Genomic DNA, 24,813 nt, shown 5'->3' with positions numbered 1-24,813 from the left:
GCGCGGCGCGGCGCCCGGTCATCCCGCCACCGGCCTCGACCCCGTCGTCAGAGGGTGACGCGGACCGGTCAGACGATCACGGCGCGGATCCGTCCCGCTCGCCCAGCGCCTCCCGCAAGGCGGCGGCCACCTCCGGCGTCACCGTGCCGACGAAGCGCTGCACGGCCGCCGCGACGTCGCCCGCCTCGTCCAGCGCGGCCCGCATGGCCTCGGCGACGAACGCGTCCTTGCCGTCGGTGGCCTTGTAGAGGTGTGCCCGGCCGACGCGCTCGCGGGAGACCATGCCCTTGTGGGAAAGCCGCCCCCCTGCTGTGTCCTGCTCCCGGCTGGCAGATTACCGCCCCTATGCCGCCTGTGGCCGGTCGCCGAGCACGGCGGTCCGGCAGGCGGGGGAGAGCCGGCCGCGCCGGTCCAGCCGCCGGACGGCCGCGGCGGAGGCCAGCCCCGCGACGGCCAGGAGCAGCCACGGCAGGCCGGCCCACCCCGTTGAGCGGGCCGTGTCGACCAGAGCGCCGGCCATGAGGTTGCCGGCCAGGATCCCCAGCCCGGACAGCAGGTTGTACAGCCCGTAATAGGTGCCGATCAGCCGATCTCCCGCCATGTCGGCGATGGTGGCCATCTCGAACGGGAAGGCCACCAGCGTGCCCAGGGTGAGCAGGAGCACGCACATCACGACGGGCACCATCGCCCACACCGGCGCGAGAGCCGGCTGGGCGAGCGCCGCGGGCGGCAGGAAGGCGACCCCCATGAGCGCCAGGCCGCGGCTGATCGCCTGGCCGCGCGTCCACCGGGCCGAGCTCCAGGCGGTCAGGCGGACCTGGCCGGCGATGCCGAGCAGCGCCGAGAGGGCGTACAGGGCCATCACCCCCGCCTCGCCGCCGCCGAGGCGCTGCACCTCGAGCGGCAGGGCCAGATACATCTGGTACGACAGCGCGTACGAGGCGATCATCGCCGCGGCGAAGGACACGAACGCCCGGTCTCCGAACGCCCGCCGCCACTCCCGCAGCACCGGCTGCCGCTCCTCCGGCACGGGAGCACGCCGGGCCGGAAGGCACAGCCCCTGCAGGACGGTCAGCACCGCGAAGATCGCCGCGGCGGACAGGCACACGGCGGTGAACCCCGTGTGCAGCAGGGCGAGGCCGGCCAGCGGGCCCAGCAGGATGCCGCCCTGGTAGAAGACGTTGAACACGGCGAAGGCGGCGACCTTGCGCTCCCCGGCCGCGCAGGCCAGATAGGCCCGCGCGGCGGGGTTGAACAGCGCGCCCGCGAAGCCCGTCACGGCGGCGGCCAGGACCAGCAGGGGCAGCGAGGTGGTCAGCCCGAACAGGGCGAATCCGACGGTCCGCAGCGCGCACCCGAGCATGATCATCGGCTTGTGGCCGAGCCGGTCGGCCAGGGTGCCGCCGATCAGGAACATGCCTTGCTGGCTCATGTTCCGCAGGCCCAGGATCAGCCCGATCGTCCAGGCGGCCAGGCCGGCGCCGGCCGAGAGGTGCTGGGCGAGGTAGGGCATGAGCATGTAGAAGCCGAGGTTGATGCCCGCCTGGTTGATCTGCAGGAGCTGGATCGGCCGGTCGAAGGAGCGGAACTGCCGCAGCGTGTCCCTCATCGCCGGCCTGCCAGGGGGTCCGTCACGGTGGCGCAGCGCGTCCAGCGGTGCACCTCCCGCTCGGCCGGCTCGCGCAGGAGGTCGGGCTCCTCGGCCGGGACCGTGCCGAGCAGGCCGTTGGCGTGGCAGTAGTCGTCGTCGAAGATGCTGTTCCAGTAGCGCCACGGCCCGTCGGGGAAGACCGCCACGACGGTCTGGTCAGGCGCGGTGCGGGCCAGCCAGCGCGCCACCAGGGTGACCGCGCCCGTGCTCCAGCCGCCCGAGACGTAGTGACCGGCGGCCAGGGCTCGGCAGGCCCAGACCGCTTCGGCCGGGCTGACCCAGTGCACCTCGCTGAAGGCGTCGTAGGCGACGTTGCGAGGATGGATGCTGGAGCCGAGCCCGCGCATCAGGCGGGGCCGGGCGGGCTGGCCGAAGATGGTCGAGCCGACGGTGTCGACGCCGACCAGCTTCAGCCGGGGGAAGTGGCGGCGGAGCACGGCGTGGATGCCGGCGCTGTGCCCGCCGGTGCCGACGGAGCACACTAGCGTGTCGATGTGCGGCAACCGGCCCAGCAGCTCGTGGGCGAGCCCCGCGTAGGCGTCGGCGTTGTCCGGGTTGTTGTACTGGTCAGGGCAGTAGGAGCCGGGAATGTCGGCCAGCAGGCGCCGCACCCGTTCCCGGCGGGCCTCCTGCCAGCCGCCGGCCGGGTGCGGCTCGCGGACGATCTCGAGGCGTACGCCGTAGGAGGAGAGCAGCCGGCACATGAGCGGCTCCATGCCGGGGTCGCCCACCAGCACGACCGGATGGCCGAAGACGATCCCGGCCAGGGCCAGGCCGAGCCCCAGGGTGCCGCTGGTGGACTCGATGATCGTCGCCCCCGGCCGGAGGTCCCCTCGGGCCCGGGCCTGGCGCACCATGTGCAGCGCCGGCCGGTCCTTGATGCCGCCCGGATTGAACCCTTCCAGCTTGGCCCAGAACCCTCCTCCCGGTACGAACGGCTCGGAGATGAATGCCAGCGGCGTATTGCCGACGGCGAGGGAAAGCGACGAGAAACCGGTGGGCGGCGTCTTCTGCGGACGCGCGAAAGTAGCTTGTGATGACATTGGTGAAATCCCCGAAGTGAATGGCGCAATTCGCGGCATGACCGAATGGCCGCGAATCCGGACGGACATGGACGGCTGATGGACGTCGCGGTCCTATATGCGCATCACGCAGAGATTTTCCAGATACGGCGCGGCGGTCCCGGCGGCGCGCGCCGGGACTGTCGTGGCCGCCGCGGCGGCCTGCGCCGACGGGACGGACGAGGCCGTGGACATCGCCGCGAAGATCGGCGTGTCGGCCGGGTTGGTCGCCGAGCAGTCCTGCTCGGTGCCGTGCTGGTGGCGCGGCGGCAGCTCGCGGTGCAGGCATCGCGCGCTGTAGATGGCGGTGTTCTTCAGATCGACGCTGTGGGCGACCGGCTCCGACAGCTCCACGGCCGCGCACGCGCCGCCATGGGCGAACACCACGCCGATGAGCAGCACGAGCGCGAGCACCGCATGCGCCGCCGGCCGGCCGGGCGGACGGCGGGAACGGGTGGTTCGTGTCGTGAGCATCACCGGTGATAATGCCCGCGAGGCCGCCGGCCGCGCCCGGAGAATTCAAAGATTCCGGTAAAGCCGGTAGGCGCTTTATGGAGAGTGCGGGGCAATCCGCCGCACCTGCTGCCGACACGGGGAAATGAACCCGCGGTTTGCCGCGACCGACGCCACACTGGGGATTCGCGTGTCCCATTGATGTCAGGTGGTGAAGCCGTCCATGACCGTCTCGAGACGCCGGGTCGTCGCCGGACTCGGTGCGCTGGCCGCCGCTCCGGTCGCCGCCGGACCGCCGGCCGTCCGGCACGGCGTCACCGCCGAGCGGCTGGCCCGGGACGAGGATTTCTGGGCCGCCGTCGCCCGCCGGTTCCGGGTGAGCCCGGACTTCGTCAACCTGGAGAACGGCTACTACGGCGTCATGCCGGAGCCCGTACGGCAGGCGTACCACCGCAATGTGGACCTGCTCAACGAGCAGAACTCGCACCTGCTGCGCACCACGTACAAGGCCGGCGCCGACAGGATCCGCGATCGCCTCGCGGGCATGCTCGGCGTCACCAGGGACGAGATCGCGCTCACCCGGGGCGGCACCGAGGCCCTGCAGAACCTGATCTCCGGCTACCGCCGCCTGCGCCCCGGAGACCAGGTGATGTACGCCGACCTGGACTATCACAGCGGCCAGTACGCCATGAACTGGCTGAAGGACCGGCGTGGAGCCGAGGTCGCGCGGATCGTCATGCCCGAGCCCGCGACCTGCCAGGCGGTGCTGGACACCTACGAGCGCGCCCTGCGCGAGCACCCGAAGACGAAGCTGCTCCTGCTCAGCCACATGAACAACCGCACCGGCCTGGTCACGCCGGTACGCCGGATCGTCTCCATGGCCCGCGACCGGGGCGTCGACGTGATCGTGGACGCCGCGCACTCCTGGGGGCAGCTCGACTTCACCCTCCCCGACCTCGACGCCGACTTCGCCGTCTTCTCGCTGCACAAGTGGATGGGCGCGCCGCTGGGCGCCGGGTTCCTCTACGTCCGCGCGCAGCGCCTGGGCGACATCGACCCGCTCTACGCCGACGAGACCTACACCGCCACCGACATCCGCTCGCGCGTCCACTCCGGCACCATGAACGTCGCGCCCTTCCTCACCGTCGACGCCGCCCTGGACTTCCACGACGCACTCGGGGCGCAGGTGAAGCAGGCCCGGCTGCGGTTCCTGCGCGATCGCTGGGTGCGCCCGCTCCGCGACGTCCCGAACGTGGAGATCCTCACCCCGGACGAGCCCGGCATGTACGGCGCCATCACCGCCTTCCGCCTGCGCGGGCTCACCACGGAGGCCGACAACACCGCCATCGCCGACCGCCTGATGCGCGACCATCGGATCTTCACCGTCGCCCGGACGGGCATGGCGGGCGGTGGCGGCGTCCGCGTCACGCCCGCCCTGTTCACGTCCGCGGCTGACATCGACCGGCTCGCGGCCGCACTGCGCGACCTCCGCGCACCCTGACCTGCCGGCCCCCCGGACGGCGGGCTGTGCGACGGCCGGAGGCGTCGGAGCCGCCGTTACGAGGAGCGGCCTTACGGCTTCTTCCGGCCCTGGGCGAGGATCAGGCCGGCCACGCCGGCGGGGTCGTCGGACATGGGGACATGCCCGCTGCCGGCCAGCCTGACGTGGCGGGCGGCGGGGAGCAGCCTCCGCGCCCGGCGGGCCTGGCCGCCGATGAGCAGCAGGTCCCGGGTGCCCCAGGCGATCGTGATCTCCTCCTGATCGATGCCGCGGCCGCTGCCGAAGAAGTAGCGCCGGCTGTACGGCAGGATCGCCCGCACTCCCGGGGCGTCGGCGAAGGCGCGCATGGTGCGCAGGGCCTCGTCCGCGGTGAGCCGGAGCGGGTGGGCGAAGTACAGGCCCATCGTCGTGGCGCGTACCACGCTGCGGCGCACCAGCGCGGGCAGCAGCGGGGCGAGCAGGCGGGCCAGGCCGCGGGAGCCGCGCAGCGCCGCCACGACGTAGGCGACCTCCAGGCGCGACCAGAAGCCGATCGGCGCCAGCGCGACCACGCCTCGGGCCCTGCCCCGGCGCGCCAGTTCCAGCGCGATCGCGCCGCCCAGGGAATTGCCGGCGATCAGCGGGGAATCGAGGTGGAGCTCGTCCAGCAGGTGTTCCACGCGATCGGTCAGCTCGATGACCCCGAGGGGACCGCCGCCGTGGGAAAGCGGGGAGCCGCCGTGGCCGGGAAGGTCGGCCAGCACGAGCTCATGGTGGGGCGTCAGCCGATCCGTCACCGGATCCCAGCCGTGGCGGTCGTGCCCGATGCCGTGCAACAGCACGACCGGCGGCCCTTCCCCTCGCCGTTCGAAGGCGAGCTGTCCTGCGTGGCCGGTCGTCATGGCGCCCCTCCTGGAATGCGTTCGGCACCGTTCGAGATCATAACCTGAACATCGATGTACAAGTTAGCGGGCGCGCCGCCGGGAAGAGTAGCCGGACCGGGCACGACAAGAGAGAAAGGTGACCTCATGACCGACAACCTCACCGTGAGCGTTCTGGGCACCGGGATCATGGGGGCCGCGATGGCCCGCAACCTCGCCCGCGCGGGCCACGCCGTCCGCGCCTGGAACCGCTCCAGGGACAAGGCCGAACCGCTGGCCGCCGAGGGGGTGCACGTCGCCGGCACCCCCGCCGACGCCGTGCGCGACGCCGACGTCGTCCTCACCATGCTCTACGACGGTGCCGCCGTGCTGGAGGTGATGCGGCAGGCCGCGCCCGCCCTGCGCCCCGGCGCCGCCTGGGTGCAGTCGACCACCGCGGGCCTCGACGCGATCGGCGAGATGGCCGCCTTCGCCCGCGAGCACGGGCTGGTCTTCTACGACGCGCCCGTCCTCGGCACCCGCCAGCCCGCGGAGGCCGGGCAGCTGCTCGTCCTGGCGGCGGGACCCGGCGAGGGCCGGCAGAGCGTGACGCCGGTGTTCGACGCCGTCGGCGCCCGCACCGTGTGGACCGGCGAGGACGGCGCGGCCGCCGGCGCCACCCGGCTCAAGCTCGTGGCCAACAGCTGGGTCCTCGCCGCCACCAACGCGGCCGGCGAGGTCCTGGCCCTGGCCAAGGCGCTCGGCGTGGACCCGCAGAGCTTCTTCGACGCCATCGAGGGCGGCCCTCTGGACATGGGCTACCTGCGCGTCAAGACCGGCCTGGTGCTGGAGGGCCGCCTCACGCCGCCCAGCTTCGCGGTCACCACCGCTGCCAAGGACGCCCACCTGATCGTCGAGGCGGGGGAGCAGCACGGCGTCCGCCTCGACGTCGCCGCCGCGGGGGCCGCGCGCTTCGACCGCGCCGCCGCCCAGGGCCACGGCGACGAGGACATGGCCGCCGCCTACTACGCCAGCTTCGACGACGATCCCGCTACCGCCTGAGCGTCCCCGACCACTGGCCCCGTGCGTCGGGCCCGTGCGTCGGGCCCCGGCGTCCCTGGGCAAAGATCCACACGCTCACCCCTCTCGGCGCGGACCTGCTCAGGGCCGATTCGGGCCGTCGGCCGCCGCGACAGGCTGGAGGAGCCGGTCGATCGTGATGGGCAGCGAGCGGATGCGCCTGCCGGTGGCGTGGTGGACCGCGTTGGCGATGGCGGCGCCCATGCCGACGAGGCCGATCTCGCCGACGCCTTTGACCCCGACGGGATTGAACCGGTCGGGCCGGCCGACGAAGCTCACCTGCATGTCGGGGATGTCGGCGTTGACCGGGATCAGGTAGTCGCCGAAGGTGGCGTTGGCGATGCGCCCGGATCCCGGATCGGTGACCGTCTCCTCGAACATGGCCATGCCGATGCCGCCGACCGTACCGCCGATGATCTGGCTGGTGGCTGTCTTCTCGTTCAGGATGCGGCCTGCGTCGATCACCGAGACGACCCTGGCCACCCGCAGCAGTCCGAGATCCGGGTCGACCCGCACCTCCACGAACTTCGCGCCGAAGGGTCCCGCGGGCGCCAGGCCCAGCTCCCGCGAGTCGGCCGGGGCGCTGGCGCCGTGGGCGCTGAGCTCCGTCAGCCCGTGCGCGACGAGGATGTCGGTGTAGGCCTCGCCGCGCTCGGGCGATCCCGTCCGGTGGATGCGACCGCGGCCGACCCCGACCTCGTCGACGGCGCACCCCGCCAGCGGCGAGGTGGGATCGTCGCGGACGGTGTCCAGGAAGGCCTGCACGAGATTGCGGCAGGCGGCGTGGATCGCGCTGCCGAGGCTGGCCGTCAGGCCCGAGCCGCCCGCCACGGCCCCCGGCGGCAGGTCGGTGTCGCCGAGCTCGAAGGTGACGCGCGGCAGGTCCAGCCCGAGCAGCTCGGCCGACAGCTGGGCCATCACCGTGTAGGTGCCGGTTCCGATGTCGGTCACCGCGCTGCGCACCAGCGCCGTCCCGTCCGCGCGCAGGGTCGCGGTCGCCTGGCACGGCTTCTGGAACCAGAAGAACGAGACGCCGGCCAGGCCGTACCCGATCAGCCAGTCGCCGTCGCGCATCGAGCGGGGCTCGGGTAGGCGGCGCGACCAGCCGAACCGTTCGGCACCGACCTCGTAGCACTCGCGCAGGGCCTTGCTCGACCACGGGAGGCCGAGTTGCGGTTGGCTCTCGGCATAGTTGCGCAGCCGGAGCTCGAGCGGGTCGATGCCGAGCTCGTAGGACAGCTCGTCCATGGCCGACTCCAGCGCGAAGTTGCCCTGTGCCTCGCCGGGAGCGCGCATCGAGTTGCACCAGGTGACGTTCAGCCGGACCTGCCGGTCACGCGTGGAGACGTTGGGGCAGGCGTAGGCGTAAGCCGTGCCGGAGGCGCACGGTTCGAAGTTGTCCCCCTCCATCTGCAGCGTCGTGGTGCTCTCGTGGTCGATCGCGACCAGCCGCCCGTCGCGGGTGGCGCCGATCTTGATACGCTGCTCCGTGGCCGTGCGGTGACCGACCCCGGTGAACATCTCCGGGCGGGTCAGCACAAGCTTGACCGGCCGGCCCACCGTGCGCGCGGCCAGGGCCGCGAGCATGACATGCGGCCACACGCGCAGCCCCGCCCCGAAGCCGCCGCCGACGAACGGGACCAGCACCCGCACGCCGCTCTCCGGGACGCCGAACACCTGCGCGAGCGCCGTGCGCAGAGCGTCGGGCCACTGGGTGGAGTCGTGGACGGTGAGGGCCTCGCCGTCCCAGGCGGCCACGGTGGTGAAGAGGCCCAGCGGGTTGTTGGTGTTGTCGACCGTGGTGTACGTCGCCTCGAACGTCACCTCGGCCGAGGCCAGGGCGGCCCCGACGTCGCCGCGACTGGAGTCCAACTCGAACGGGTCGGTGAGCACCTCCGCCCTGGGGTCATGAAGGTCGAGGAGCGGCTCGGTCGCCTCGTACTCCGCCTCGACCCGGCGGGCCGCGGCCGTCGCCTCCTCGGCGGTGCCCGCCACGACCACGGCCACGTACTGGCCGTAGTGCAGGATCCGGTCCCCCTGCAACGGCGGCGGCGGGGCCGACAGGATCACCGTGTCGGACGCGCGCCCCAGCGAGGGCGCGTTCTGGTGGGTGATGACCGCCAGCACGCCGGGCGAGGCCTGAGCGGCGCTCGTGTCGAGCCGGCTGATCCGCCCGGCGGCCACGGTGCTGCGCACGAGCGCGGCGTGCGCCAGGTCGGGGAAGCTGAAGTCGTTGGGGTAGTGCGCGGCGCCGGTGACCTTCAAGGGGCCGTCGACCCTGTCCACTCCCTCGCCGACCAGGTCGATCTGCTCGACGATCGTCATGACGCACCTCCGGCGGCGGTTCGCAGGGCGCGCACCAGGGTGCGCTTGGCCAGCTCGACCTTGAAGGCGGTGCCCTCCACGGTGAACGGGTCCCGGACGGCGGCCTCGGCCGCCGCGGTGAAGACCTCCAGACTCGGGGGCAGCCCCCGCAGGGCCTGCTCGGCCTCGGGCGCGTGCCAGGGAATCGTCCCGACGCCGCCCAGGGCGACGTGTGCCTCCCCGATCACGCCGCCGTCGAACCGCAGGGCCACCGCGGCGGAGGTGAGCGCGAACTCGTAGGAGACCCGGTCGCGGATCTTGAGGTACGTGGAGTGCGCGTCCGGCGGGAGCAGCGGGATGTCCACAGCGGTGATCAGCTCACCGTGGGTGAGCACGTTCTCCACGTCGGGCGTGTCCCCCGGCACGCGGTAGAACTCCGTCAGCGGGACCGAGCGCTCCCCGCCCGTCCCGCGCAGGTGCACGACCGCGTGCAGCGCCACGAGCGGCACCGCCATGTCCGAGGCGTGCACGGCGATGCAGTGCTCGCTCGCGCCCAGGATCGCGTGCATCCTGGCGGCCCCCCGCACCGCGGCGCACCCGGAACCACGGTGCCGCTTGTTGCACGCGAGGACGGTGGGGTCGCGGAAGTAGCGGCAGCGGGTGCGCTGCAACAGGTTCCCGCCGATCGTCGCCATGTTCCGCAGCTGGACGGACGCACCCAGCAGCAGCGCCTCACGCAGGAATGGCAGGCGCTCGGTCACCGTGGGCTCGGCGGCCAGCTCCTCCATCGTGGTCAGCGCACCCACGCGCAGCACATCGCCGTCGCGGGTGACGCCGGCGAGCGGCAACCGGGTGATGTCGACCAGCCGGTCCGGCTCCAGGACGCCGTCCTTCATCAGGTCGATCTGAGTCGTGCCGCCGGCCAGATAGGACGCGTCGGGATCGGCGGTCACCGTTGCCACGGCCTGGCCCACCTCGCCCGCCCTGACGTACTCGAACTCACGCATCGCGGTCACCCGTCCCCATCCGGTCGCGGACCTCGCGGATCGCCTTGACGATGTTGGGGTAGGCGCCGCACCGGCACAGGTTGCCGCTCATGAACTCGCGGATCTCCGCATCCGAACCCGCGCGCCCCTCCGCCAGCAGGCACACCGCCGACATGATCTGCCCGGAGGTGCAGTAGCCGCACTGGAAGGCGTCGTGACGGACGAACGCCTCCTGCACCGGATGCAGGACGCCGTCGGCTGCGAGGCCTTCGACGGTGGTGATCGCCCGGCCCTCGCACTGCGCGGCCAATGTCAGGCAGGACAGGACCCGCTTGCCGTCCGCCATCACGGTGCACGCGCCGCAGGCGCCCTGGTCGCAGCCCTTCTTGGTGCCGGTCAGCCCCAGCCCGTCGCGCAAGGCGTCCAGCAGGGTCACGCGAGGGTCCAGGTCGAGCCGATGATCGACGCCGTTGACGGTCAAGGTCACCGCGACCCGCGCGATCGTCGGCGCGGGACTCCGGTGAGTCGTGTCATGAGCCATAACCCCTCGATTCCGGCACGGCACGAGCCGCGCCCTCACGGGGGGAGGTCCTCACCGACTATACGCCATTGAGGAATGAGTACGAACGATCGTACTATTTGTTTGGTGACCACTTGCGTAGAAGAGTCCGATCCCTACTGCCTGCCTGCCCGCCGCGCGCGCCGCGGACCTGCTCGCCCGCGCACCCTGGCGCCGCTTCGCCACCGTCGGCGACAGCCTGGCGGCGGGCACCGGCGACCCGAGCCCCGGATACGCCGGCCTGGGATGGCCCGATCGCGTCGTGGACGTGCTGCGCCGGATCCATCCCGATCTGGCCTACCTGAAGGCCGCCGAAGCCGGCGCGACCGCCTCCCGGACGGTGCGGACGCAGCTGGACCGGCTCGGCGAGTTCGGCCCCGACCTGGTCCACGTGTCCTGCGGGGCGAACGACCTGTTCCGGCCCGACCCCAACTACGCGGCCGTCGAGGCCTCGATGGGGCGGGTGTTCGACCCGGGCAGGCGGTGCTGGCCACCGAGATCGTCAAGGGCCTCGCCCGCCTGCTCGGAGCGCAGGCGCCGTCCCTCAGAGCCTGGCGCTGATGATCGGCGCCAGGCGATCGGCGATGACCACGTGGCCGCTGTCGTTCGGGTGGACGTTGTCGGACATGTTGGCGCTGGTCAGCCAGCCCTCGGTGGGGACGTAGTAGACCTTGGCGTCGCCCGCGGAGTTGCGGGCGGTGACCGCGGCCCGGGTCTGCGTGGCGTACCGCTTCGTGAAGGTCTCCAGCGCGAAGATCGACGCCCCGGGGTAGGCCGCCCGCACCTCCTGCAGCAGGTGGGTGTAGGACGCCTGGAAGGTGGTGGTGCTCACGCCGTGCCCCACGTCGTTGGTGCCCAAGTTGATCACGACCGCGTTGGCCTGGTAGCGGGAGAAGTTCCAGTCCGGGGTTGCGGCGTTGGGGTTGAGCTTGGGGAAGCGCGCCTCCAGGCCGACGCAGCCGTCCGCGGTCGCCACCAGGCAGGCGCCGCCCTGGGCGATCTGGGTGTGCCGGGCCCCGAGGCGCTCGCCGATGAGCCAGCCGTACGCGGTCAGGGCGTTCTTGGAGGTGGTCGTTCCGACGGTGATGGAGTCGCCGACGAACTCGATCAGCTTGGACGGGGGCGCGATCGCGTACGTCGTGGCCCCCGGGTCGAGCACGAGGCCCTGGAAGACGGCGTCACCGTGGTAGGACCCGGCGACGACCCGGTAGGAGACGCGTAAGGTGTGGTTCCCCGCGGCCAGGGGCGTGGGGGTGAGGTTGACCGAGCCGCGTACGTTCTGGATGTAGACCCACGCGCCGCCGTCGACGCTGTAGAACAGGTCGATGGTGTTGCGCTGGTTCAGCCTGACCGTCCTGCCGGTGAAACCGGTGGTGAGGTAGGCGCCCGCCCAGTACGGCACGTACGCGGTGGAGGCGGTGGTGTCCCACCGCCCGGTGAAGGAGATGTTGGTGTCGGTGGGGGAGCCGTCGCCCGCCGCCGCCTCGGCCCGCGGCGTGACCGCTGTGACCAGGGCGATGACGAGCGTGCTGAGCAGCAGCCGTGTCCTCATCAGAGTCCGATCCTGGGGGCGACGATGGGTGCGGGCCGGTCGGCGACCGTGATGGCCGGCAGAGGGCTTGCGCACCAGTGGACTCTCGGTCATGAACGACCGTCAACGAGATCGTTCGCGCGGCGCGTTTCCGGGCAGGTCAGTGACGCGTACCCGGTGAAAGGTTCATGCCTTCAGAGAGGCTGGCAAACCGGGCACCAGACGGTCGTACGGCCGGCGATCCGGCAGCGCGACAGGGGCTTGCCGCAGCGCGGGCAGGGACCGCCGGGCTCGTCGCGCGCGCCGGTCAGCCAGGTGTCACGTGCGGGCACGCATCCGGCCTTGATCGACACGCGCAGGACCCGGCGCATCGCCCCGTACAAAGCGGAGCGTGCGGCCTCGTCCAGATCTGCCACGGCACGCCGGGGATCGACGCCGGCGTGCCAGCAGATCTCGTCGGCGAGCAGGTTGCCCAGGCCGGCGAGGAACGCCTGGTCGATCAGCGCCGGCTTGAGCCGTCCCCGGCGACCCGACAGCAGTCTGGCGAAGCACGCGTACGACACCTCGCGCGCGTCCGGGCCGAGGCCGCCGAGCACCCGCTCGGCCTGGGCCTCGTCGGCGGCGAGGCGGATGCCCTGGAGTTTGCGCATGTCCCGGTAGCGCAGCTCCCCGTCGTCGAACTGCCAGACGACCCGGTCATGCCGGTGCCACGGCTCCTCGGGGGAGTGCCAGGACAGCGAGCCGGTCATGCCGAAGTGCAGCATCAGCACCGGCCCGCCGGCGGGCGCGATCAGCCACTTGCCGTGCCGCCGCGGCCGCTCGAACCGGTGTCCGCGCAGCGCGGCGGCCAGCCGCCGGGCGCCGATGCCGCGCAGGACCCCCGGGTCGCGAACGCGCACGGCCCTGATCGGCTCGCCGGTGTGCTCCGACAGCACCTGGCGGAAGCCCTCCACGTCGGGGAGTTCCGGCATGGGGAAACCCTGCCCACCAGGGCCGCCTACTTGCTCAGATCGTGACGGCGAGCTTGCCGACGGTGCCGGCGGTGAAGTCGGAGACCGCGCGCGGCGCCTCGGCCAGCGGGTAGGCGCGGGCCACCGGCACGCGCAGGCGTCCCGCGGCCGCGTCGGCGGCGAGCCGGGCCAGGGTGTCCGGGTTCGGGTCGGCCATCACCGCCGTGGCCTTGAGGTCGCGGCCGGGTTCGTCGGGCACGTAGTGCAGGGTGGAGGCCAGCCGCCCGCCGTCGGCCAGCAGGGCGGCGACCGCCGGGCCGTCGCCCGCCAGGTGCAGCGCGGCGTCCACCCCGCCCGGCGCGATCGCGCCCACCTGCGCCGGCAGATCGGCGTGGTCGACGGCCCAGGTGGCGCCCAGCCCGGTGACGAAGGCGGCTTCGGCTCCGGGCCTGGCGGTGGCGATCACCCTGGCGCCGCGCGCGGCGGCCAGCTGGATGGCGAACGCGCCCACGCCGCCGGTCGCGCCCGAGATCAGGACGGTCTCGCCCGGTGCCGGGGCGACGGCGTCGACGGCGTCCATCGCGGCGGTCCCGGCCAGCCCCAGCACGCCCGCGCGGGTGTGGCCGAGCCCTTCGGGGATCCTGGCCAGGCCGTACTGCTCGCTCACCACCACATATTCGGCGAAGCCGCCCTGGCCCAGGGTCGGGCGCATGACCACGCCGAACACGTCCGCACCCGGCGACAGGCCGGTCACGCCCTCGCCGACGGCCGCCACGGTGCCGGCGAAGTCCTTGCCGAGCACGACCGGGAACTCGTAGTCGTACACGCCCTTGAGGTAGCCGCCCAGCACGCCCAGGTCGAAACCGTTGACCGAGGAGGCCAGCACCCGGACCAGCACCTCGCCGGGACCCGGTTCCGGCACGGGCAGGTCGGCGGCGGCCAGGTCGGCGCCGAAGCCGGTGAAAGCCATGGCACGCATGATGATCACTCCGTTTCCGTGGAAGCTGTGGTGGCCTGCCGCCAGGAGGCGCGCAGGACGGCGCGGGCGACGGCCAGTTCGGCCTCGTCGCGCGGGGCGTAAAGCATCACGATCGTGTCGGGCCACTCGGGGCGCCGGCTGATCGGATGCGGCTCGATCCACCCGGCCCGTTCGAGCGGATCGATGAGCGGCGCGGGCACCGTGAGGTGCAGGAAACCCGAGCGGTGGATGTGGCCGAACTCGTCACGGCTGGGGTGCAGGAACGCCGCCCACGGACCGGCGGGCTCGCGCAGCCGCAGCGCGAGTGAAGCGGGCTCGGACACCTGGCTGGGGCCGGTGAACACGCCCGCCAGCGCCTGCGCCTCCGCCACCAGGGCGGCCCTGATGCGCGGCGGGGAGAACTGGTCGAGCTGGTCGTGCGGGATCTCCAGACCCGTGGTCCGCGGGCGAGGGCCGGGCCGGGGTGGGGGATCGGTCAAGTCGATGCTCATCACAACAGCACTTTCTGTGCGCTGGTTACTTCTTGTGCGCGCATCGAGTCTGATCCAGAATGCCGTCATGACGGAAGAAGGCACTTTGACCCGCGTTAGGCACACCGATGTGCGTGAGACGGTCGGCGAGCATCACCCGTCCTGCCAGTTGCGCGACATCCTCGACCGCGTCGGGGACAAATGGAGCGTGCTGGTGATGGACCTGCTCGGCGGCGGCCCCAAGCGCTACTCCGAGCTGCAGCGCGCCATCGAGGGCATCTCCCAGCGCATGCTCACCCTCACCCTGCGCAGCCTGGAGCGCGACGGCCTGGTGGAGCGCACCGTCACCCCCACCTCGCCGCCCCGGGTGGACTACGACCTGACCCCGGTCGGCCGGACGCTGTCGTCCCAGGTGGCCGGGCTCATCGAATGGGCCGAGCGGCACCGCGAGTACGTGGCCGCCGCCCGCGGGCGCTACGACGCGTCCTGACCGGGCCCTGCGCCGCGCGCTGACGGGTGCCGCGGCCGGACTGCCGGGTCACCTGATGGCAGCGATCGCTCATCCGCGTTATCATCGCTATATGGCGATTGATAACGACGGTGGCCGCTGTGTCAGTACCGACATCGCCGCCGGGGTCCCTCCGGCGGCGGCGCTGTTCCACTCGCTGGCCGACGAGACCCGGCTGCGCATCGTGCAGCGCCTGGCCAGGGGCGAGGCGCGAGTGGTGGACCTGACGGCCGAGCTCGGGCTGGCCCAGTCCACGGTCTCCAAGCACCTGGCCTGCCTGCGCGACTGCGACCTGGTGGACTACCGGGCCGAAGGCCGCCAGTCGTTCTACTCCCTGACCCGGCCCGAGCTGATGGACCTGCTGGCCTCCGCCGAGCAGCTGCTGGCCGCCACGGGCCACGCGGTCACCCTGCGCCCCGCCCCGGTGGGGGAGGCCGGGTCGTGACCGCACAGAACCTGGGCCCGGCGCCGGCCCGGCGCGCCGTGCTCCGGCGCCGGATCCGGCTGCTGGTCGCCGCCACCATCACCTACAACGTGATCGAGGCCGTCGTCGCCATCACCGCGGGGACCATCGCCTCCTCCACGGCGCTCATCGGCTTCGGGCTGGACTCGGTCGTCGAGGTCGCCTCCGCCGCCGCGGTGGCCTGGCAGTTCTCCGCCGCCGACCACGAACGCCGCGAGCGGGCCGCGCTGCGCGTCATCGCGATCTCCTTCCTCGCCCTGGCCGCCTACGTCACCGTCGACGCCGTACGCGCCCTGCTCGGCGCGGGAGAGGCCGGACACTCCACCCCGGGTCTGATCCTGGCCGCCCTGTCCCTGGCCGTCATGCCGTTCCTGTCGTACGCCCAGCGCCGCGCCGGTCGTGAGCTGGGCTCGGCCTCGGCGGTGGCCGACTCCAAGCAGACCCTGCTGTGCACCTACCTGTCGGGGGTGCTCCTGGCCGGGCTCGCGCTCAACAGCGCCTTCGGCTGGTCCTGGGCCGACCCGATCGCCGCCCTGGTCATCGCCGCGGTCGCGGTCAAGGAAGGGCGCGACGCCTGGCGCGGAGACGCCTGCTGCGCCGTGCCCGCCGGCGCCGAGCCGGACGGCTGCGCCGACGGTTGCTGCTCGCCGTCATAGGCGCGGCAAGCGATTTGGAGAAATGTTGACCCTGGTGGGCGCGTTGGCGTGACCGTGGGGGAAGGGGTTACGTATTCAAACCTCCACGCGGTATGGGGAAGGTGGTGTGGGACATGGCTGATAGTCCACTCCATCCGAAACTCGACATGGGTCAGCACCCGGACATAGCGGCCCTGCGAGCTCAATACGACATGGCTGCGCAGAGCCCGTCGGGGCAGTCCGTCAGCGGACTGACATTCCTGAGCGGTCTCTATCTCGCCATCTCACCATGGGTGGTGGGATTCTTCGGGCGCTCGACCCTGACCGTCAACAATCTGATCACCGGTATCGCCCTGGCGCTGCTGGCGGCCGGGATAGCCTCGGCGTACGGCAGGATCCACGGGCTGGCATTTGTCGTACCGGTCATCGGAGTGTGGACGATCATCGCCCCGTGGGTGCTGCCGCCGCACACAGCCAGCGCCGGCACGATCATCAACAACGTCATCACGGGGATCGTCATCGTCGCATGCGGCCTGGCCTGCGTCATGCTGGGCTCGATGTCCCTACGCCGGCGTTGACGCCTCCGGGCGGACCGCCGGTCCGCACCGAGAAGCGGCACGCCGCCGACTGCGTCCCGTCTCCTGGAGGAGAAGGGGACGCAGTCGACTGTCCGGCGCCTGTGAGTTATCCGAAAAGTGTGGATCCGACGCTTGAGCATGATCCATCCTTGGCCGTGCAAGACGGCCCCGCCGAGGCGGGGCCGTACCGTAAGGCAAGGGAGTTTCATGGCCAACCGATATCGGACGTTATTGGGGGCGGCGGCGGGCGTCGCCATGCTGGCGACAGCCGCTGTGGCCCCTGCGCAGGCGTCCGCCGTCGCCCCCGTCAGCGTGACGTTCGCCGCGGCGGAGGACGTGTTCGTCAGCCAGGCCGAGCCGGCCAAGAGCTTCGCGACCGCGACCTGGGTGAGCGTCTGCGGCACCGCGTGCGGCAGCGCCACCGCGGGGCAGCGCGCCGCCCTGACCCGCTTCAAGGTGACCGGCATCCCGCAGGACGCCGAGGACGTCAAGGTCACGCTGGACGTGGTCTCGGCCAGAACGACGGACACCACCGTCTCCGTCCGCCCGGTGACGGGCGCCTGGACGGAGGCCGCCACCACCTGGAACACCCGTCCGGCGCTGAGCGCGCCGGTCATCGGCTCGCACACCGGCTTCACCACCGGCGCGACGGCCAAGCTGGACGTCTCGTCGGCCGTCAAGGGTGATGGCACGTACGCGTTCGCCCTCACCGGGACCGACGCCACCACGACCGTCCTGATGTCCTCACGTGAGAGCGGGGATCGGGGGCCGAAACTCACGGTCACCTATACCGAAGGCGCCGGGGACGAGCAGACCGACGGGCCGCTGCCCTTCACCCTGGCGGGCACCGCGGCGCTGCGGGCCTCGGCCAAGAAGGTGTTCGCGCACTACTTCAGCCCCTATCCGATCTCCCTCGACAACCAGGCTCCGGCCGGCGACTACTACGCCAGGAACTACCTCAAGCCGGACGGCGAGAGCGGCAAGCACGCCGCCTACGGCGGGCTGCTGCGCGACCGGCCGCTGGGACGCGACCCGATCACGGGCGACTACGCGCTGGCCGACCTCAAGACGGAGGTGCGGCAGGCCATCGCCGCGGGCCTGGACGGCTTCACCGTCGACGTCCTCTCCGTGACCAGCGCGCAGTGGACGCGGGTGCAGAACCTCGTCAAGGCGGCCGAGGCCGTGGACCCCGGCTTCAAGATCGTGCTCATGCCGGACATGAACGGCCTGTCCTCGGTGGACAGCGCCGCCTTCGCCACCGCCATGGCCAAGCTGGCCGCGTCGAAGTCGGTCTACCGGCTCGCCGACGACCGCCTTGTCGTCGCGCCGTTCAAGGCCGAAGGCCGCACCCCCGCCTGGTGGTCGGACTGGATGAAGACCATGGAGACGCAGCACGGCATCAAGGTCGCCCTGGTGCCCACGTTCGTCGACTTCAACAAGTACCGCGACGCCTTCGCCTCCATCAGCTACGGCTTCTCGAACTGGGGCAGCCGCAGCCCCGCGGCCAACGCCGCTCTGACGACGAACATCGACCGCGCGCACGGCATGGGCAAGATCTGGATGCAGCCGGTGTCCGTCCAGGACGAGCGCCCCAACCAGAGCATCTTCGACGAGGCGGGCAACACCGAGAACCTGCGGGCCACCTGGAAGGGGGCCATCGACGGCAAGGCGGAGTGGGTGCAGCTCACCACCTGGAACGACTACTCGGAGAACACCCAGTTCGCCCCTTCCAGGAACGCCGGCTGGACTTATCTCGACATCAGCGCCTATTACCTGACCTGCTACAAGCTCGGCTGCCCGAAGATCACCAACGACACGGCGTACCTGACCCACCGGGTCCAGCCGGTCGCGGCCGATCCGTCGTACGCGCAGACCAAGCTCATGAAGCTGCGCGCGGGCAGCACCGCGGCCCGCGACACCGTCGAGGTGCTCACCATGCTGACCGCGGCGGGCAAGGTGTCGGTCACGATCGGCGGCACGACGCAGACCTACGACGCGCCCGCCGGGGTGTCCGCCAAGACGTTCCCGCTGAAGGCGGGCACCGCTTCGGCCTCGGTCACCAGGAGCTCGGCCGTGGTGGCGAAGGTGGTCTCGCCGTACGCGATCAGCGCGACGCCGTACGTGCAGGACCTGCACTACCGCGCGGCCTCCAGCGAACGCTGACGCGGCGCGCCGGATCCCCGGGCCGGGTTGCCCGGGGATCCGGCGGTTCCACGGCCGGCGCCTCTCTCAGGCGCGCAGCCTCTCCAGGCGGAGCGTGTCGCGCAGCAGCGGGCGTGCCGCCAGGGCCACGAGCACCGCGGTGAGAACCCCGATGCCCGCCATGGCCACGGCCCTGCCGACCGCCCAGCTGAGCCACCCCACCTGGTAGACGTCGGCGAGGGGCAGGATCACCACCACGGTTCCCCCGACCGCCGCCACGACGCAGATCGGCAGCGCGGCGATGACCGCCTGCCGTACGAGGACCCCGCCCAGCGCCCGCTCCGGCACCCCGGAGGCGGCCAGCGCGGCGAACGAGCGGCGGTGATCGAGCAGCTCCTCGGCTTGGTGCACCACGAGGGCGGCCGCCGACGTCACCAGGGCCACCAGGAGCGCGGCGTCGACGAGCGCATGGGCGTGGTGGTAGCCGATGCCCGCCTGCTGGGCCCCGGCGGCCGCGCCGAAGAACACCGTCAGGCCCACCACGGACAGGGCTCTGGCCCGGGCCCTCGGGTCCGCCTCGACCAGCCGCGCGGCCAGCAGCATCTCGGGCGAGCCGGCCCGCCGGGCGGCGCGGCGCGCGTACACCCTGATCACCCAGGTCGTGGCCAGCGTCACCCCGAACAGCATGAGCACCATCCCGGCCGTGATGGCCACGGTCGCCCCGTACACCCCACCGGGCAGAGAGCGCCCTTTCGTCACGTATCCGAGAAAGAAGAGGCAGGAACCGGCCACGAAGCGGTACAGGTCCGCCGCTCTCGGCCCCCGCAGGCGTGAACGGCGAACCAGGCCCAGCGGTGAGGCGATGACGTTCCGGCCGGCGCGCGCCCCTGACAGGGCTCCGCCCAGTGCCATCACGGCCACGACCACCGGCACCTGGGTCAGCGGCCCGGAGAGATGGGTGACCACGTAGACCGCTGCGCCGGCCAGCGAGCCGGTCAGCGCCTGCCCGCCGCCTTCCAGGGCGCCGAGCAGGCGCACGTCGCCCGGCGTGGCGCCGGCCAGCCGCAGACCGGCCAGCCGTCGTTCCCTGGTGGCCGTGCCCAGCCGGTTGGACTGGTGCACCAGGCCGGCGACCGGCAGCGCCAGCAGGGCCAGGGCCAGCCCGGTCAGCGAGCCGCCGTCGTCGTTGAAATCGGCCAGGCTGACGGCCGTGCAGACCAGGAACGTCGCCAGCCCCGTGCCGGCGGCGACCAGCCAGGCGCGGGCTCGCTCGGCTCGCGACCGTCCCCTGTTCAGCATGCGCAGGACGATGATCATTGGCTGATCCCCGTCAGCAGGGCCCCGTCGCGCAGGGCGAGTTCGCGGTCGGCGTAGGCCGCCACCCGGTTGTCGTGGGTGACCAGGACCACGGCGGTGCCGCCGGCGCGGGCCGCGTCCAGCAGCGCGCTCATCACCTGCTCGCCGCCGAGGGTGTCCAGCGCTCCGGTGGGTTCGTCGGCGAAGACCACGCGCGGGCCGGTCACCAGCGCCCGCGCGACGGCCACCCGCTGCAGCTGGCCCCCGGACAGCTCGCCGGGCCGCTGGTCGGCGCAGTCGGACACCTCCAGCCGGGCCAGCAGGTCGGCCGCGGCGGTCATCGACTCCTGCCGGCCGTGCCGGTTGAACAGCATCGGTAACGCGACGTTCTCCGCCGCGGTGAGCTCGGGCACCAGCTCCCCGAACTGGAAGACCACGCCGAAGCTCTCGCGGCGCAGCTTGGTCAGCGCCGCCTCGGCCAGCGTGTCGATCCGCCTGCCGTCCAGGACGACCTCGCCGGACTCCGGGCGGATGATCCCGGCCAGGCAGTGCAGCAGCGTCGACTTGCCCGATCCGCTCGGCCCGGTGACCGCGAGGATCTCGCCCTCCGCGAGCCGGAGGGAGACGCCTGTCAGCGCCCTGGTCCTGCCGTACGACTTCACCAGGCCTCTGGCCTCAAGCATCGTTGTCCCCCTTCAGCCGCGACAGTGCGGTCTCGATCCAGCGCAGGTCGGCGTCGAGGTGCTGGAGCGCGAAGTCGGCCGCCAGCACCTGGGCGGGCGGGCCGGCCGCCTTCTCGGCGGTCAGCTCCCGCATGCGGGCCAGATGCGCCTCGCGTTGCCGCAGCAGATAGCCGTCGGCGTCTCGTCCCGCGACGGCGACCCGGGCGAACAGCGAGCTGGCGACATACGGCGCCGGCGGCTCCACGGTGTCCAGCCACCGGGCCAGCTCCTCCCGGCCGCTGCCGGTGATCGCGTATATGGTCCGCTCGGGGCCGCCCTCCTGCTGCGTCTCCGCCACCTCCGCGAAGCCGTCGCGTTCCAGCCGCTGCAACGCGGCGTAGACCTGCCCGTAGGCCAGCGGCTTGGCGCCGGCCAGGCGATGATCGTGCTCCTTCTTGAGCTCGTAGCCGTGTTTCGGGCGCTCCGCGAGCAGCCCGAGCATCACATGAGCCGTGGACATGATCGCAACTATACATTCAATGAATAGTCGGGCGAACGACGGACTTCGAGGAGGCGGACGGCTAGCCCGCGAGGCCGTCGAGCAGGTCGTCCAGGGCGGACTTCACCCGTTCTATGCCCGTCTCCCCGAGCCGGTGGGCCAGCAGCGGGGCGGCAAGGGGCGCGAGGAGGGCGTCGGCGAGGCAGTGGGCGTCCGCGCCGGGGCGGAGCCGGCCGATCAGCATCGACAGGTGGCCGTGGTAGGCGTCGTACGCGCCGCCGAAGCGGGCCAGCGGGCTGGCCGTCTCGGCCATGAGCAGCAGGTCGAGCTGCTCGGCCGTCCTGTCCGCCAGGGCCCGCAGGAACGCCTTGGCGCGCGCGGCCGGCTCCGTGCCGGGGCCGAGCGGCGGCGGCCCCTCGATGAACGCCGCCTGGAACTCCCGCTCCCGCCGGTCGATCAGCGCGTACGCCAGCCCGGACCGGTCGCCGAAGCGCCGGTAGAGCGTGCCGACGCCGACCCCGGCGGCCGCGGCCACGTCCGCCATCTGGAGGCCCTGCACGCCGCGGGTGGCCACGATGCCCTCGGCGGCGGCGAGGATCTTCGCGCGATTGCGGGCCGCGTCGGTGCGCTCGCGTGTCACGGCTCCCATCCTGGCACCCCTTGTCAACCGGAACTGATTCCGGTTACGTTGAACCGGAATTGATTCCGCTTCAACGGGATGGAGGACGCATGGCACGGAAGGTAGCCCTGGTCACCGGGGGCAGCAGGGGGATCGGCGCGGCCGTCGCGCGGCGGCTGGCGGGTGACGGGTTCGACGTGGCTCTCACGTACCGGAGCGCGGGCGACCGGGCGGCGGCGATCGTCAAGGAGGTCGAGGCGGCCGGCGCGCGGGCGCTCGGGCTGCGGGCGGAGGCCGCCGACGCCGGGACGCTGGTCGCGGCCGTGGAGCGGACGGTCCGCGAGCTGGGCCGGCTGGACGTCCTGGTCAGCAACGCGGGCATCGCGCCGTACGGGGCGCTGGAGGAGGTGACGCTGGAGGAGGTCGACCGGCTGCTGGCCGTGCACCCCAGGGCCTCGTTCGTGCTGGCGCAGGCGGCGGCGCGGCACATGCGGGACGGCGGCAGGATCGTCCTCATCGGCAGCAGTCTGGCCGAACGCGTGCCCTACCCCGGCTGGACGGCATACGCGATGAGCAAGTCGGCGCTGACCGGGCTCGCCAAGGGGCTGGCCAGGGACCTCGGGCCGCGCGGCATCACCGCGAACGTGGTTCACCCCGGATCCACCGACACCGAGATGAACCCGGCGGACGGGCCGGGCGCGGACGAGGAGCGGCGTTACACGGCGCTCGGCCGCTACTGCTCGCCCGACGACATCGCCGCCACCGTCGCCCACCTGGCGGGGGACGGGGGTCGCGCCATCACGGGCGCGGCCGTCTCCGTCGACGCGGGTGTCACCGCCTGAGGCGTTACGTCACCTTCCGGTCATCGCCGGAAACCTCCGCGTAACCCTTGACATGTCCGCACGCCTCCCAGCACGCTTGTCATGAAATGGAAAGACTTTTCACTGTGTGAAAAGACTGGAAGGCGGCTACACCCCCATGAGCCATGAACAGGCGTTCGCCGAGCATGCCCCCGCCCCCGACGACCAGGCCGCGGCCGCGGCGGCGCGGGCTTCCGACGCGAGGCTGAGAGCGGGCGCGCAAGTGGTTCTTGTCGCGCTCGCGTTCTCCATCGCCGTCGAATCCCTGGGGCTCGGCCTGTGGACCTCGTTCGGTCCCGGGCCGGGGTTCTTCCCGTTCGTGCTGGCCATCGCGCTCGGGCTGCTCGCGCTGGCCTGGGCCGCCCAGACGAGGCGGGCGCGTGCGGACGAGGACGGCCCGGCCGAGCGCACCGACGTGGGCCACGCCGCCGCCGTGCTCGGCAGCCTGGTGGTGCTCGCGGCCGCCATGGACCTGGCCGGCTACCAGATCAGCGTGTTCGCGTTCCTCATGTTCCACCTCAAGTGGCGCGCGGGCCGGAGCTGGGCGCTGTCGCTCGTGCTCTCCCTCGCCGGCAGCGTGGGCATCTACCACGGCTTCGACCAGGGGCTGATGGTGCAGCTGCCGCCGTCGGCGATCCCGCTCCTGGCCGGCTGGGGCCTGTGATGGACGTCCTGGCCGACCTGCTCGGCGGGCTCGCCACGGCCCTGTCGCCGCAGAACCTCCTGTACGCGTTCATCGGCTGCCTGCTCGGCACCCTGATCGGGGTGCTGCCGGGCATCGGGCCCGTCGCCGGGGTGGCGCTGCTCATCCCGCTCACCCTCAACCTGGACCCGACCAGCGCCATCATCATGCTGGCCGCCATCTTCTACGGCACCCAGTACGGCGGCACCATCACCAGCGTCCTGCTCAACACCCCGGGCGAGGCCGCCTCCGCGATCACCACGATCGACGGCTACGCCATGACCAAGCAGGGCCGCGCGGGAGTGGCGCTCACCATCGCGGCGCTCGGCTCGTTCGTCGGCGGCACCGTCGCCACCGTCGGGCTCGTCGTCGCCGCCAAGCCGCTCGGCGACCTGGGCCTGCGGATCGGGCCGCCGGAGTTCTTCGCGCTCATGGTGCTCGGCATCTCCCTGCTCGTCGCGCTCGCCGGCCGCTCGATGACCAAGGCGCTCATCTCCGGCGTGCTCGGCCTGCTGATCTCGATGGTCGGCATCGACCCGGTGGCCGGGGCGCCGAGGTTCACCTTCGGCAGCGAACGCCTGCTCGACGGCATCAGCTTCGTCGCCGTCATCATCGGGCTCTTCGGCCTGTCGGAGATCCTCGTGGCGGCCAGGGGCGGCACCGCCCAGGCGGTGGCCCCAGGGCTGCGGGCGCTCCTGCCGGGCCGTGCCGACCTGCGGCGCAGCGTTCCGGCGATCGCCAGGGGCACCGGGATCGGGTTCGCGCTCGGGCTCGTCCCCGGGATGACCGGCTCGGTCTCCTCGCTGCTCGCCTACGGCGCGGAGCGCAGGTTCAGCAGGCACCGCGCCGAGCTGGGGTCGGGCGCGGTGGAGGGCGTCGCGGGGCCGGAGACGGCCAACAACGCGCACGCGAACGGCGCGCTCGTGCCCCTGTTCACCCTCGGCATCCCGGCCTCACCGACGATCGCCGTGCTCATGGGCGCGTTCCTGCAGCAGGGGCTGACGCCGGGGCCGACCCTGTTCGCCGAGCACGCCGACGTCGCCTGGGGGATCATCGCCAGCCTGTTCGTCGGCAACGTCATCCTGCTGGTGCTCAACGTGCCGCTGGTGCGGGTGTGGACGTCGATCCTGCGCATCCCGTACCCGGTGCTGACCGCGCTGATCCTCACGTTCATGGTCGTGGGGGCGTACACGATCAACTTCTCCGTCTTCGACGTGTTCGTCATGGTCGCCTTCGGGCTGCTCGGCCTCGTGCTGCGCCGCCTGGACATCCCCCTGGCGCCCCTGGTGCTCACCCTCGTGCTCGGGCCCCTCATGGAGCGTTCCCTGCGCGAGTCGCTGGAGCTGTCGCAAGGCGACCTCACCGTCTTCCTGACTCGTCCGATCTGCGTCGTCCTGCTGGTGATCGCGCTCGCCATCGCCGTGAGCCCGCTGCTGAGCCGGCTGCTGGGGCTGCGCAAACCCGCCGTCCTGGCCGAGGACCCCGAGGCCTGAGGCCACCACCCC

General features: G+C 72.2%; 25 protein-coding genes and 2 pseudogenes. 11 read left to right on the top strand and 16 right to left on the bottom strand.

Going from position 1 to position 24,813, the window contains the following annotated elements; all coding sequences use genetic code 11:
- Positions 1–76: 76 nt before the first annotated feature.
- From ACIHFD_RS55540 to ACIHFD_RS55525, 4 genes and pseudogenes are all read right to left on the bottom strand, one after another.
- Positions 77–292 (bottom strand): annotated as a pseudogene (locus ACIHFD_RS55540) (BlaI/MecI/CopY family transcriptional regulator); the annotation flags it as partial.
- A gap of 51 nt (positions 293–343) precedes the next feature.
- Positions 344–1,609 carry an MFS transporter gene (locus ACIHFD_RS55535; protein WP_397373798.1) on the bottom strand — a complete coding sequence of 422 codons (1,266 nt, stop codon included), beginning with the start codon at positions 1,607–1,609 and terminating at the stop codon, positions 344–346.
- A complete protein-coding gene (locus tag ACIHFD_RS55530; RefSeq protein WP_397373797.1) occupies positions 1,606–2,694 on the bottom strand; it encodes a PLP-dependent cysteine synthase family protein in 1,089 nt (362 codons plus the stop codon). The genes ACIHFD_RS55535 and ACIHFD_RS55530 overlap by 4 nt, the downstream gene beginning before the upstream one ends.
- A gap of 93 nt (positions 2,695–2,787) precedes the next feature.
- Positions 2,788–3,186 carry a hypothetical protein gene (locus tag ACIHFD_RS55525; RefSeq protein ID WP_397373796.1) on the bottom strand — a complete coding sequence of 133 codons (399 nt, stop codon included), beginning with the start codon at positions 3,184–3,186 and terminating at the stop codon, positions 2,788–2,790.
- 202 nt (positions 3,187–3,388) lie between these two features.
- On the opposite strand from ACIHFD_RS55525, the gene ACIHFD_RS55520 reads away from it, so the two are divergent.
- On the top strand, positions 3,389–4,666 hold the full coding sequence (locus ACIHFD_RS55520) for an aminotransferase class V-fold PLP-dependent enzyme (protein ID WP_397373795.1): 1,278 nt from the start codon (positions 3,389–3,391) through the stop codon (positions 4,664–4,666).
- A 71-nt stretch (positions 4,667–4,737) separates the two neighbouring features.
- Here the strand turns inward: ACIHFD_RS55520 and ACIHFD_RS55515 are convergent, their stop codons facing one another.
- Positions 4,738–5,547, bottom strand: coding sequence for an alpha/beta fold hydrolase (locus tag ACIHFD_RS55515; RefSeq protein WP_397373794.1), 810 nt, complete (start codon positions 5,545–5,547; stop codon positions 4,738–4,740).
- A gap of 126 nt (positions 5,548–5,673) precedes the next feature.
- Between ACIHFD_RS55515 and ACIHFD_RS55510 the strand changes: the two genes are divergently transcribed.
- Positions 5,674–6,567, top strand: coding sequence for an NAD(P)-dependent oxidoreductase (locus ACIHFD_RS55510; protein WP_397373793.1), 894 nt, complete (start codon positions 5,674–5,676; stop codon positions 6,565–6,567).
- Between the two features lie 99 nt (positions 6,568–6,666).
- Here ACIHFD_RS55510 and ACIHFD_RS55505 read toward each other — a convergent pair whose 3' ends face one another.
- From ACIHFD_RS55505 to ACIHFD_RS55495, 3 genes are read right to left on the bottom strand one after another with little or no spacing between them, the layout of a single operon-like run.
- Entirely contained in the window at positions 6,667–8,910 is a 2,244-nt protein-coding gene (locus ACIHFD_RS55505) for a xanthine dehydrogenase family protein molybdopterin-binding subunit (protein ID WP_397373792.1), read from the bottom strand.
- A complete protein-coding gene (locus ACIHFD_RS55500; protein WP_397373791.1) occupies positions 8,907–9,896 on the bottom strand; it encodes an FAD binding domain-containing protein in 990 nt (329 codons plus the stop codon). Before ACIHFD_RS55500 ends, ACIHFD_RS55505 begins: the two co-directional genes overlap by 4 nt.
- The gene (locus ACIHFD_RS55495) at positions 9,889–10,416 is read right to left on the bottom strand and encodes a (2Fe-2S)-binding protein (RefSeq protein WP_397373790.1); all 528 of its coding nucleotides are present in this window, start codon (positions 10,414–10,416) and stop codon (positions 9,889–9,891) included. The genes ACIHFD_RS55500 and ACIHFD_RS55495 overlap by 8 nt, the downstream gene beginning before the upstream one ends.
- Before the next feature lie 130 nt (positions 10,417–10,546).
- Between ACIHFD_RS55495 and ACIHFD_RS55490 the strand changes: the two are divergent.
- Positions 10,547–10,879, top strand: a pseudogene (locus ACIHFD_RS55490) (GDSL-type esterase/lipase family protein); the annotation flags it as partial.
- 99 nt (positions 10,880–10,978) lie between these two features.
- Here the strand turns inward: ACIHFD_RS55490 and ACIHFD_RS55485 are convergent.
- From ACIHFD_RS55485 to ACIHFD_RS55470, 4 genes are all read right to left on the bottom strand, one after another.
- A complete protein-coding gene (locus ACIHFD_RS55485; RefSeq protein ID WP_397373789.1) occupies positions 10,979–11,986 on the bottom strand; it encodes a GDSL-type esterase/lipase family protein in 1,008 nt (335 codons plus the stop codon).
- Positions 11,987–12,159: 173 nt separating this feature from the next.
- Complete coding sequence (locus ACIHFD_RS55480; RefSeq protein ID WP_397373788.1) at positions 12,160–12,936, bottom strand: Fpg/Nei family DNA glycosylase; 777 nt, start codon at positions 12,934–12,936, stop codon at positions 12,160–12,162.
- 34 nt (positions 12,937–12,970) lie between these two features.
- Complete coding sequence (locus tag ACIHFD_RS55475; RefSeq protein ID WP_397373787.1) at positions 12,971–13,894, bottom strand: NADP-dependent oxidoreductase; 924 nt, start codon at positions 13,892–13,894, stop codon at positions 12,971–12,973.
- Between the two features lie 5 nt (positions 13,895–13,899).
- Positions 13,900–14,385, bottom strand: a complete 486-nt coding sequence (locus tag ACIHFD_RS55470) for a luciferase family protein (RefSeq protein ID WP_397373786.1) — start codon at positions 14,383–14,385, stop codon at positions 13,900–13,902.
- A gap of 109 nt (positions 14,386–14,494) precedes the next feature.
- On the opposite strand from ACIHFD_RS55470, the gene ACIHFD_RS55465 reads away from it, so the two are divergent.
- From ACIHFD_RS55465 to ACIHFD_RS55445, 5 genes are all read left to right on the top strand, one after another.
- Positions 14,495–14,854, top strand: a complete 360-nt coding sequence (locus tag ACIHFD_RS55465; protein ID WP_397373785.1) for a winged helix-turn-helix transcriptional regulator — start codon at positions 14,495–14,497, stop codon at positions 14,852–14,854.
- 91 nt (positions 14,855–14,945) lie between these two features.
- A complete protein-coding gene (locus tag ACIHFD_RS55460; protein WP_397373784.1) occupies positions 14,946–15,317 on the top strand; it encodes an ArsR/SmtB family transcription factor in 372 nt (123 codons plus the stop codon).
- Positions 15,314–15,991: a cation transporter gene (locus tag ACIHFD_RS55455; protein ID WP_397373783.1), complete on the top strand. Its 678-nt coding sequence runs from the start codon at positions 15,314–15,316 to the stop codon at positions 15,989–15,991. The genes ACIHFD_RS55460 and ACIHFD_RS55455 overlap by 4 nt, the downstream gene beginning before the upstream one ends.
- A 92-nt stretch (positions 15,992–16,083) precedes the next feature.
- On the top strand, positions 16,084–16,548 hold the full coding sequence (locus tag ACIHFD_RS55450; protein WP_350739461.1) for an SPW repeat protein: 465 nt from the start codon (positions 16,084–16,086) through the stop codon (positions 16,546–16,548).
- A gap of 207 nt (positions 16,549–16,755) precedes the next feature.
- On the top strand, positions 16,756–18,711 hold the full coding sequence (locus tag ACIHFD_RS55445) for an endo-1,3-alpha-glucanase family glycosylhydrolase (RefSeq protein WP_397373782.1): 1,956 nt from the start codon (positions 16,756–16,758) through the stop codon (positions 18,709–18,711).
- Between the two features lie 66 nt (positions 18,712–18,777).
- On the opposite strand, the gene ACIHFD_RS55440 is transcribed toward ACIHFD_RS55445, so the two are convergent.
- From ACIHFD_RS55440 to ACIHFD_RS55425, 4 genes are all read right to left on the bottom strand, one after another.
- Positions 18,778–20,007, bottom strand: a complete 1,230-nt coding sequence (locus ACIHFD_RS55440) for a hypothetical protein (RefSeq protein WP_397373781.1) — start codon at positions 20,005–20,007, stop codon at positions 18,778–18,780.
- A complete protein-coding gene (locus tag ACIHFD_RS55435; RefSeq protein WP_397373780.1) occupies positions 20,004–20,669 on the bottom strand; it encodes an ABC transporter ATP-binding protein in 666 nt (221 codons plus the stop codon). The genes ACIHFD_RS55440 and ACIHFD_RS55435 overlap by 4 nt, the downstream gene beginning before the upstream one ends.
- A complete protein-coding gene (locus tag ACIHFD_RS55430; RefSeq protein ID WP_397373779.1) occupies positions 20,662–21,168 on the bottom strand; it encodes a PadR family transcriptional regulator in 507 nt (168 codons plus the stop codon). Before ACIHFD_RS55430 ends, ACIHFD_RS55435 begins: the two co-directional genes overlap by 8 nt.
- Positions 21,169–21,229: 61 nt before the next feature.
- Positions 21,230–21,796, bottom strand: coding sequence for a TetR/AcrR family transcriptional regulator (locus ACIHFD_RS55425; RefSeq protein ID WP_397373778.1), 567 nt, complete (start codon positions 21,794–21,796; stop codon positions 21,230–21,232).
- Positions 21,797–21,876: 80 nt separating this feature from the next.
- Between ACIHFD_RS55425 and ACIHFD_RS55420 the strand changes: the two genes are divergently transcribed.
- The 3 genes from ACIHFD_RS55420 to ACIHFD_RS55410 all read left to right on the top strand — a co-directional run bounded on the left by ACIHFD_RS55420 (position 21,877) and on the right by ACIHFD_RS55410 (position 24,801).
- Positions 21,877–22,608, top strand: coding sequence for an SDR family NAD(P)-dependent oxidoreductase (locus ACIHFD_RS55420; protein WP_397373777.1), 732 nt, complete (start codon positions 21,877–21,879; stop codon positions 22,606–22,608).
- A gap of 106 nt (positions 22,609–22,714) precedes the next feature.
- Positions 22,715–23,290 carry a tripartite tricarboxylate transporter TctB family protein gene (locus tag ACIHFD_RS55415; RefSeq protein ID WP_397373776.1) on the top strand — a complete coding sequence of 192 codons (576 nt, stop codon included), beginning with the start codon at positions 22,715–22,717 and terminating at the stop codon, positions 23,288–23,290.
- Entirely contained in the window at positions 23,290–24,801 is a 1,512-nt protein-coding gene (locus ACIHFD_RS55410; RefSeq protein WP_364250136.1) for a tripartite tricarboxylate transporter permease, read from the top strand. The genes ACIHFD_RS55415 and ACIHFD_RS55410 overlap by 1 nt, the downstream gene beginning before the upstream one ends.
- The last annotated feature ends 12 nt before the right edge of the window (positions 24,802–24,813 follow it).

It is taken from the genome of Nonomuraea sp. NPDC051941, assembly GCF_044593615.1.
Note: the sequence above shows the minus strand (reverse complement) of the source record. Positions and strands in the feature narration are given on the sequence as shown.

Excerpts from the sequence above, each read along its gene's own strand:
- ACIHFD_RS55535 (WP_397373798.1), bottom strand. The coding sequence starts at position 1,609 with ATGAGGGACACGCTGCGGCAGTTCCGCTCCTTCGACCGGCCGATCCAG.
- ACIHFD_RS55530 (WP_397373797.1), bottom strand. The coding sequence starts at position 2,694 with ATGTCATCACAAGCTACTTTCGCGCGTCCGCAGAAGACGCCGCCCACC.
- ACIHFD_RS55525 (WP_397373796.1), bottom strand. The coding sequence starts at position 3,186 with ATGCTCACGACACGAACCACCCGTTCCCGCCGTCCGCCCGGCCGGCCG.
- ACIHFD_RS55520 (WP_397373795.1), top strand. The coding sequence starts at position 3,389 with ATGACCGTCTCGAGACGCCGGGTCGTCGCCGGACTCGGTGCGCTGGCC.
- ACIHFD_RS55515 (WP_397373794.1), bottom strand. The coding sequence starts at position 5,547 with ATGACGACCGGCCACGCAGGACAGCTCGCCTTCGAACGGCGAGGGGAA.
- ACIHFD_RS55510 (WP_397373793.1), top strand. The coding sequence starts at position 5,674 with ATGACCGACAACCTCACCGTGAGCGTTCTGGGCACCGGGATCATGGGG.
- ACIHFD_RS55505 (WP_397373792.1), bottom strand. The coding sequence starts at position 8,910 with ATGACGATCGTCGAGCAGATCGACCTGGTCGGCGAGGGAGTGGACAGG.
- ACIHFD_RS55500 (WP_397373791.1), bottom strand. The coding sequence starts at position 9,896 with ATGCGTGAGTTCGAGTACGTCAGGGCGGGCGAGGTGGGCCAGGCCGTG.
- ACIHFD_RS55495 (WP_397373790.1), bottom strand. The coding sequence starts at position 10,416 with ATGGCTCATGACACGACTCACCGGAGTCCCGCGCCGACGATCGCGCGG.
- ACIHFD_RS55485 (WP_397373789.1), bottom strand. The coding sequence starts at position 11,986 with ATGAGGACACGGCTGCTGCTCAGCACGCTCGTCATCGCCCTGGTCACA.
- ACIHFD_RS55480 (WP_397373788.1), bottom strand. The coding sequence starts at position 12,936 with ATGCCGGAACTCCCCGACGTGGAGGGCTTCCGCCAGGTGCTGTCGGAG.
- ACIHFD_RS55475 (WP_397373787.1), bottom strand. The coding sequence starts at position 13,894 with ATGCGTGCCATGGCTTTCACCGGCTTCGGCGCCGACCTGGCCGCCGCC.
- ACIHFD_RS55470 (WP_397373786.1), bottom strand. The coding sequence starts at position 14,385 with ATGAGCATCGACTTGACCGATCCCCCACCCCGGCCCGGCCCTCGCCCG.
- ACIHFD_RS55460 (WP_397373784.1), top strand. The coding sequence starts at position 14,946 with ATGGCGATTGATAACGACGGTGGCCGCTGTGTCAGTACCGACATCGCC.
- ACIHFD_RS55450 (WP_350739461.1), top strand. The coding sequence starts at position 16,084 with ATGGGGAAGGTGGTGTGGGACATGGCTGATAGTCCACTCCATCCGAAA.
- ACIHFD_RS55445 (WP_397373782.1), top strand. The coding sequence starts at position 16,756 with ATGGCCAACCGATATCGGACGTTATTGGGGGCGGCGGCGGGCGTCGCC.
- ACIHFD_RS55440 (WP_397373781.1), bottom strand. The coding sequence starts at position 20,007 with ATGATCATCGTCCTGCGCATGCTGAACAGGGGACGGTCGCGAGCCGAG.
- ACIHFD_RS55435 (WP_397373780.1), bottom strand. The coding sequence starts at position 20,669 with ATGCTTGAGGCCAGAGGCCTGGTGAAGTCGTACGGCAGGACCAGGGCG.
- ACIHFD_RS55430 (WP_397373779.1), bottom strand. The coding sequence starts at position 21,168 with ATGTCCACGGCTCATGTGATGCTCGGGCTGCTCGCGGAGCGCCCGAAA.
- ACIHFD_RS55425 (WP_397373778.1), bottom strand. The coding sequence starts at position 21,796 with ATGGGAGCCGTGACACGCGAGCGCACCGACGCGGCCCGCAATCGCGCG.
- ACIHFD_RS55420 (WP_397373777.1), top strand. The coding sequence starts at position 21,877 with ATGGCACGGAAGGTAGCCCTGGTCACCGGGGGCAGCAGGGGGATCGGC.
- ACIHFD_RS55410 (WP_364250136.1), top strand. The coding sequence starts at position 23,290 with ATGGACGTCCTGGCCGACCTGCTCGGCGGGCTCGCCACGGCCCTGTCG.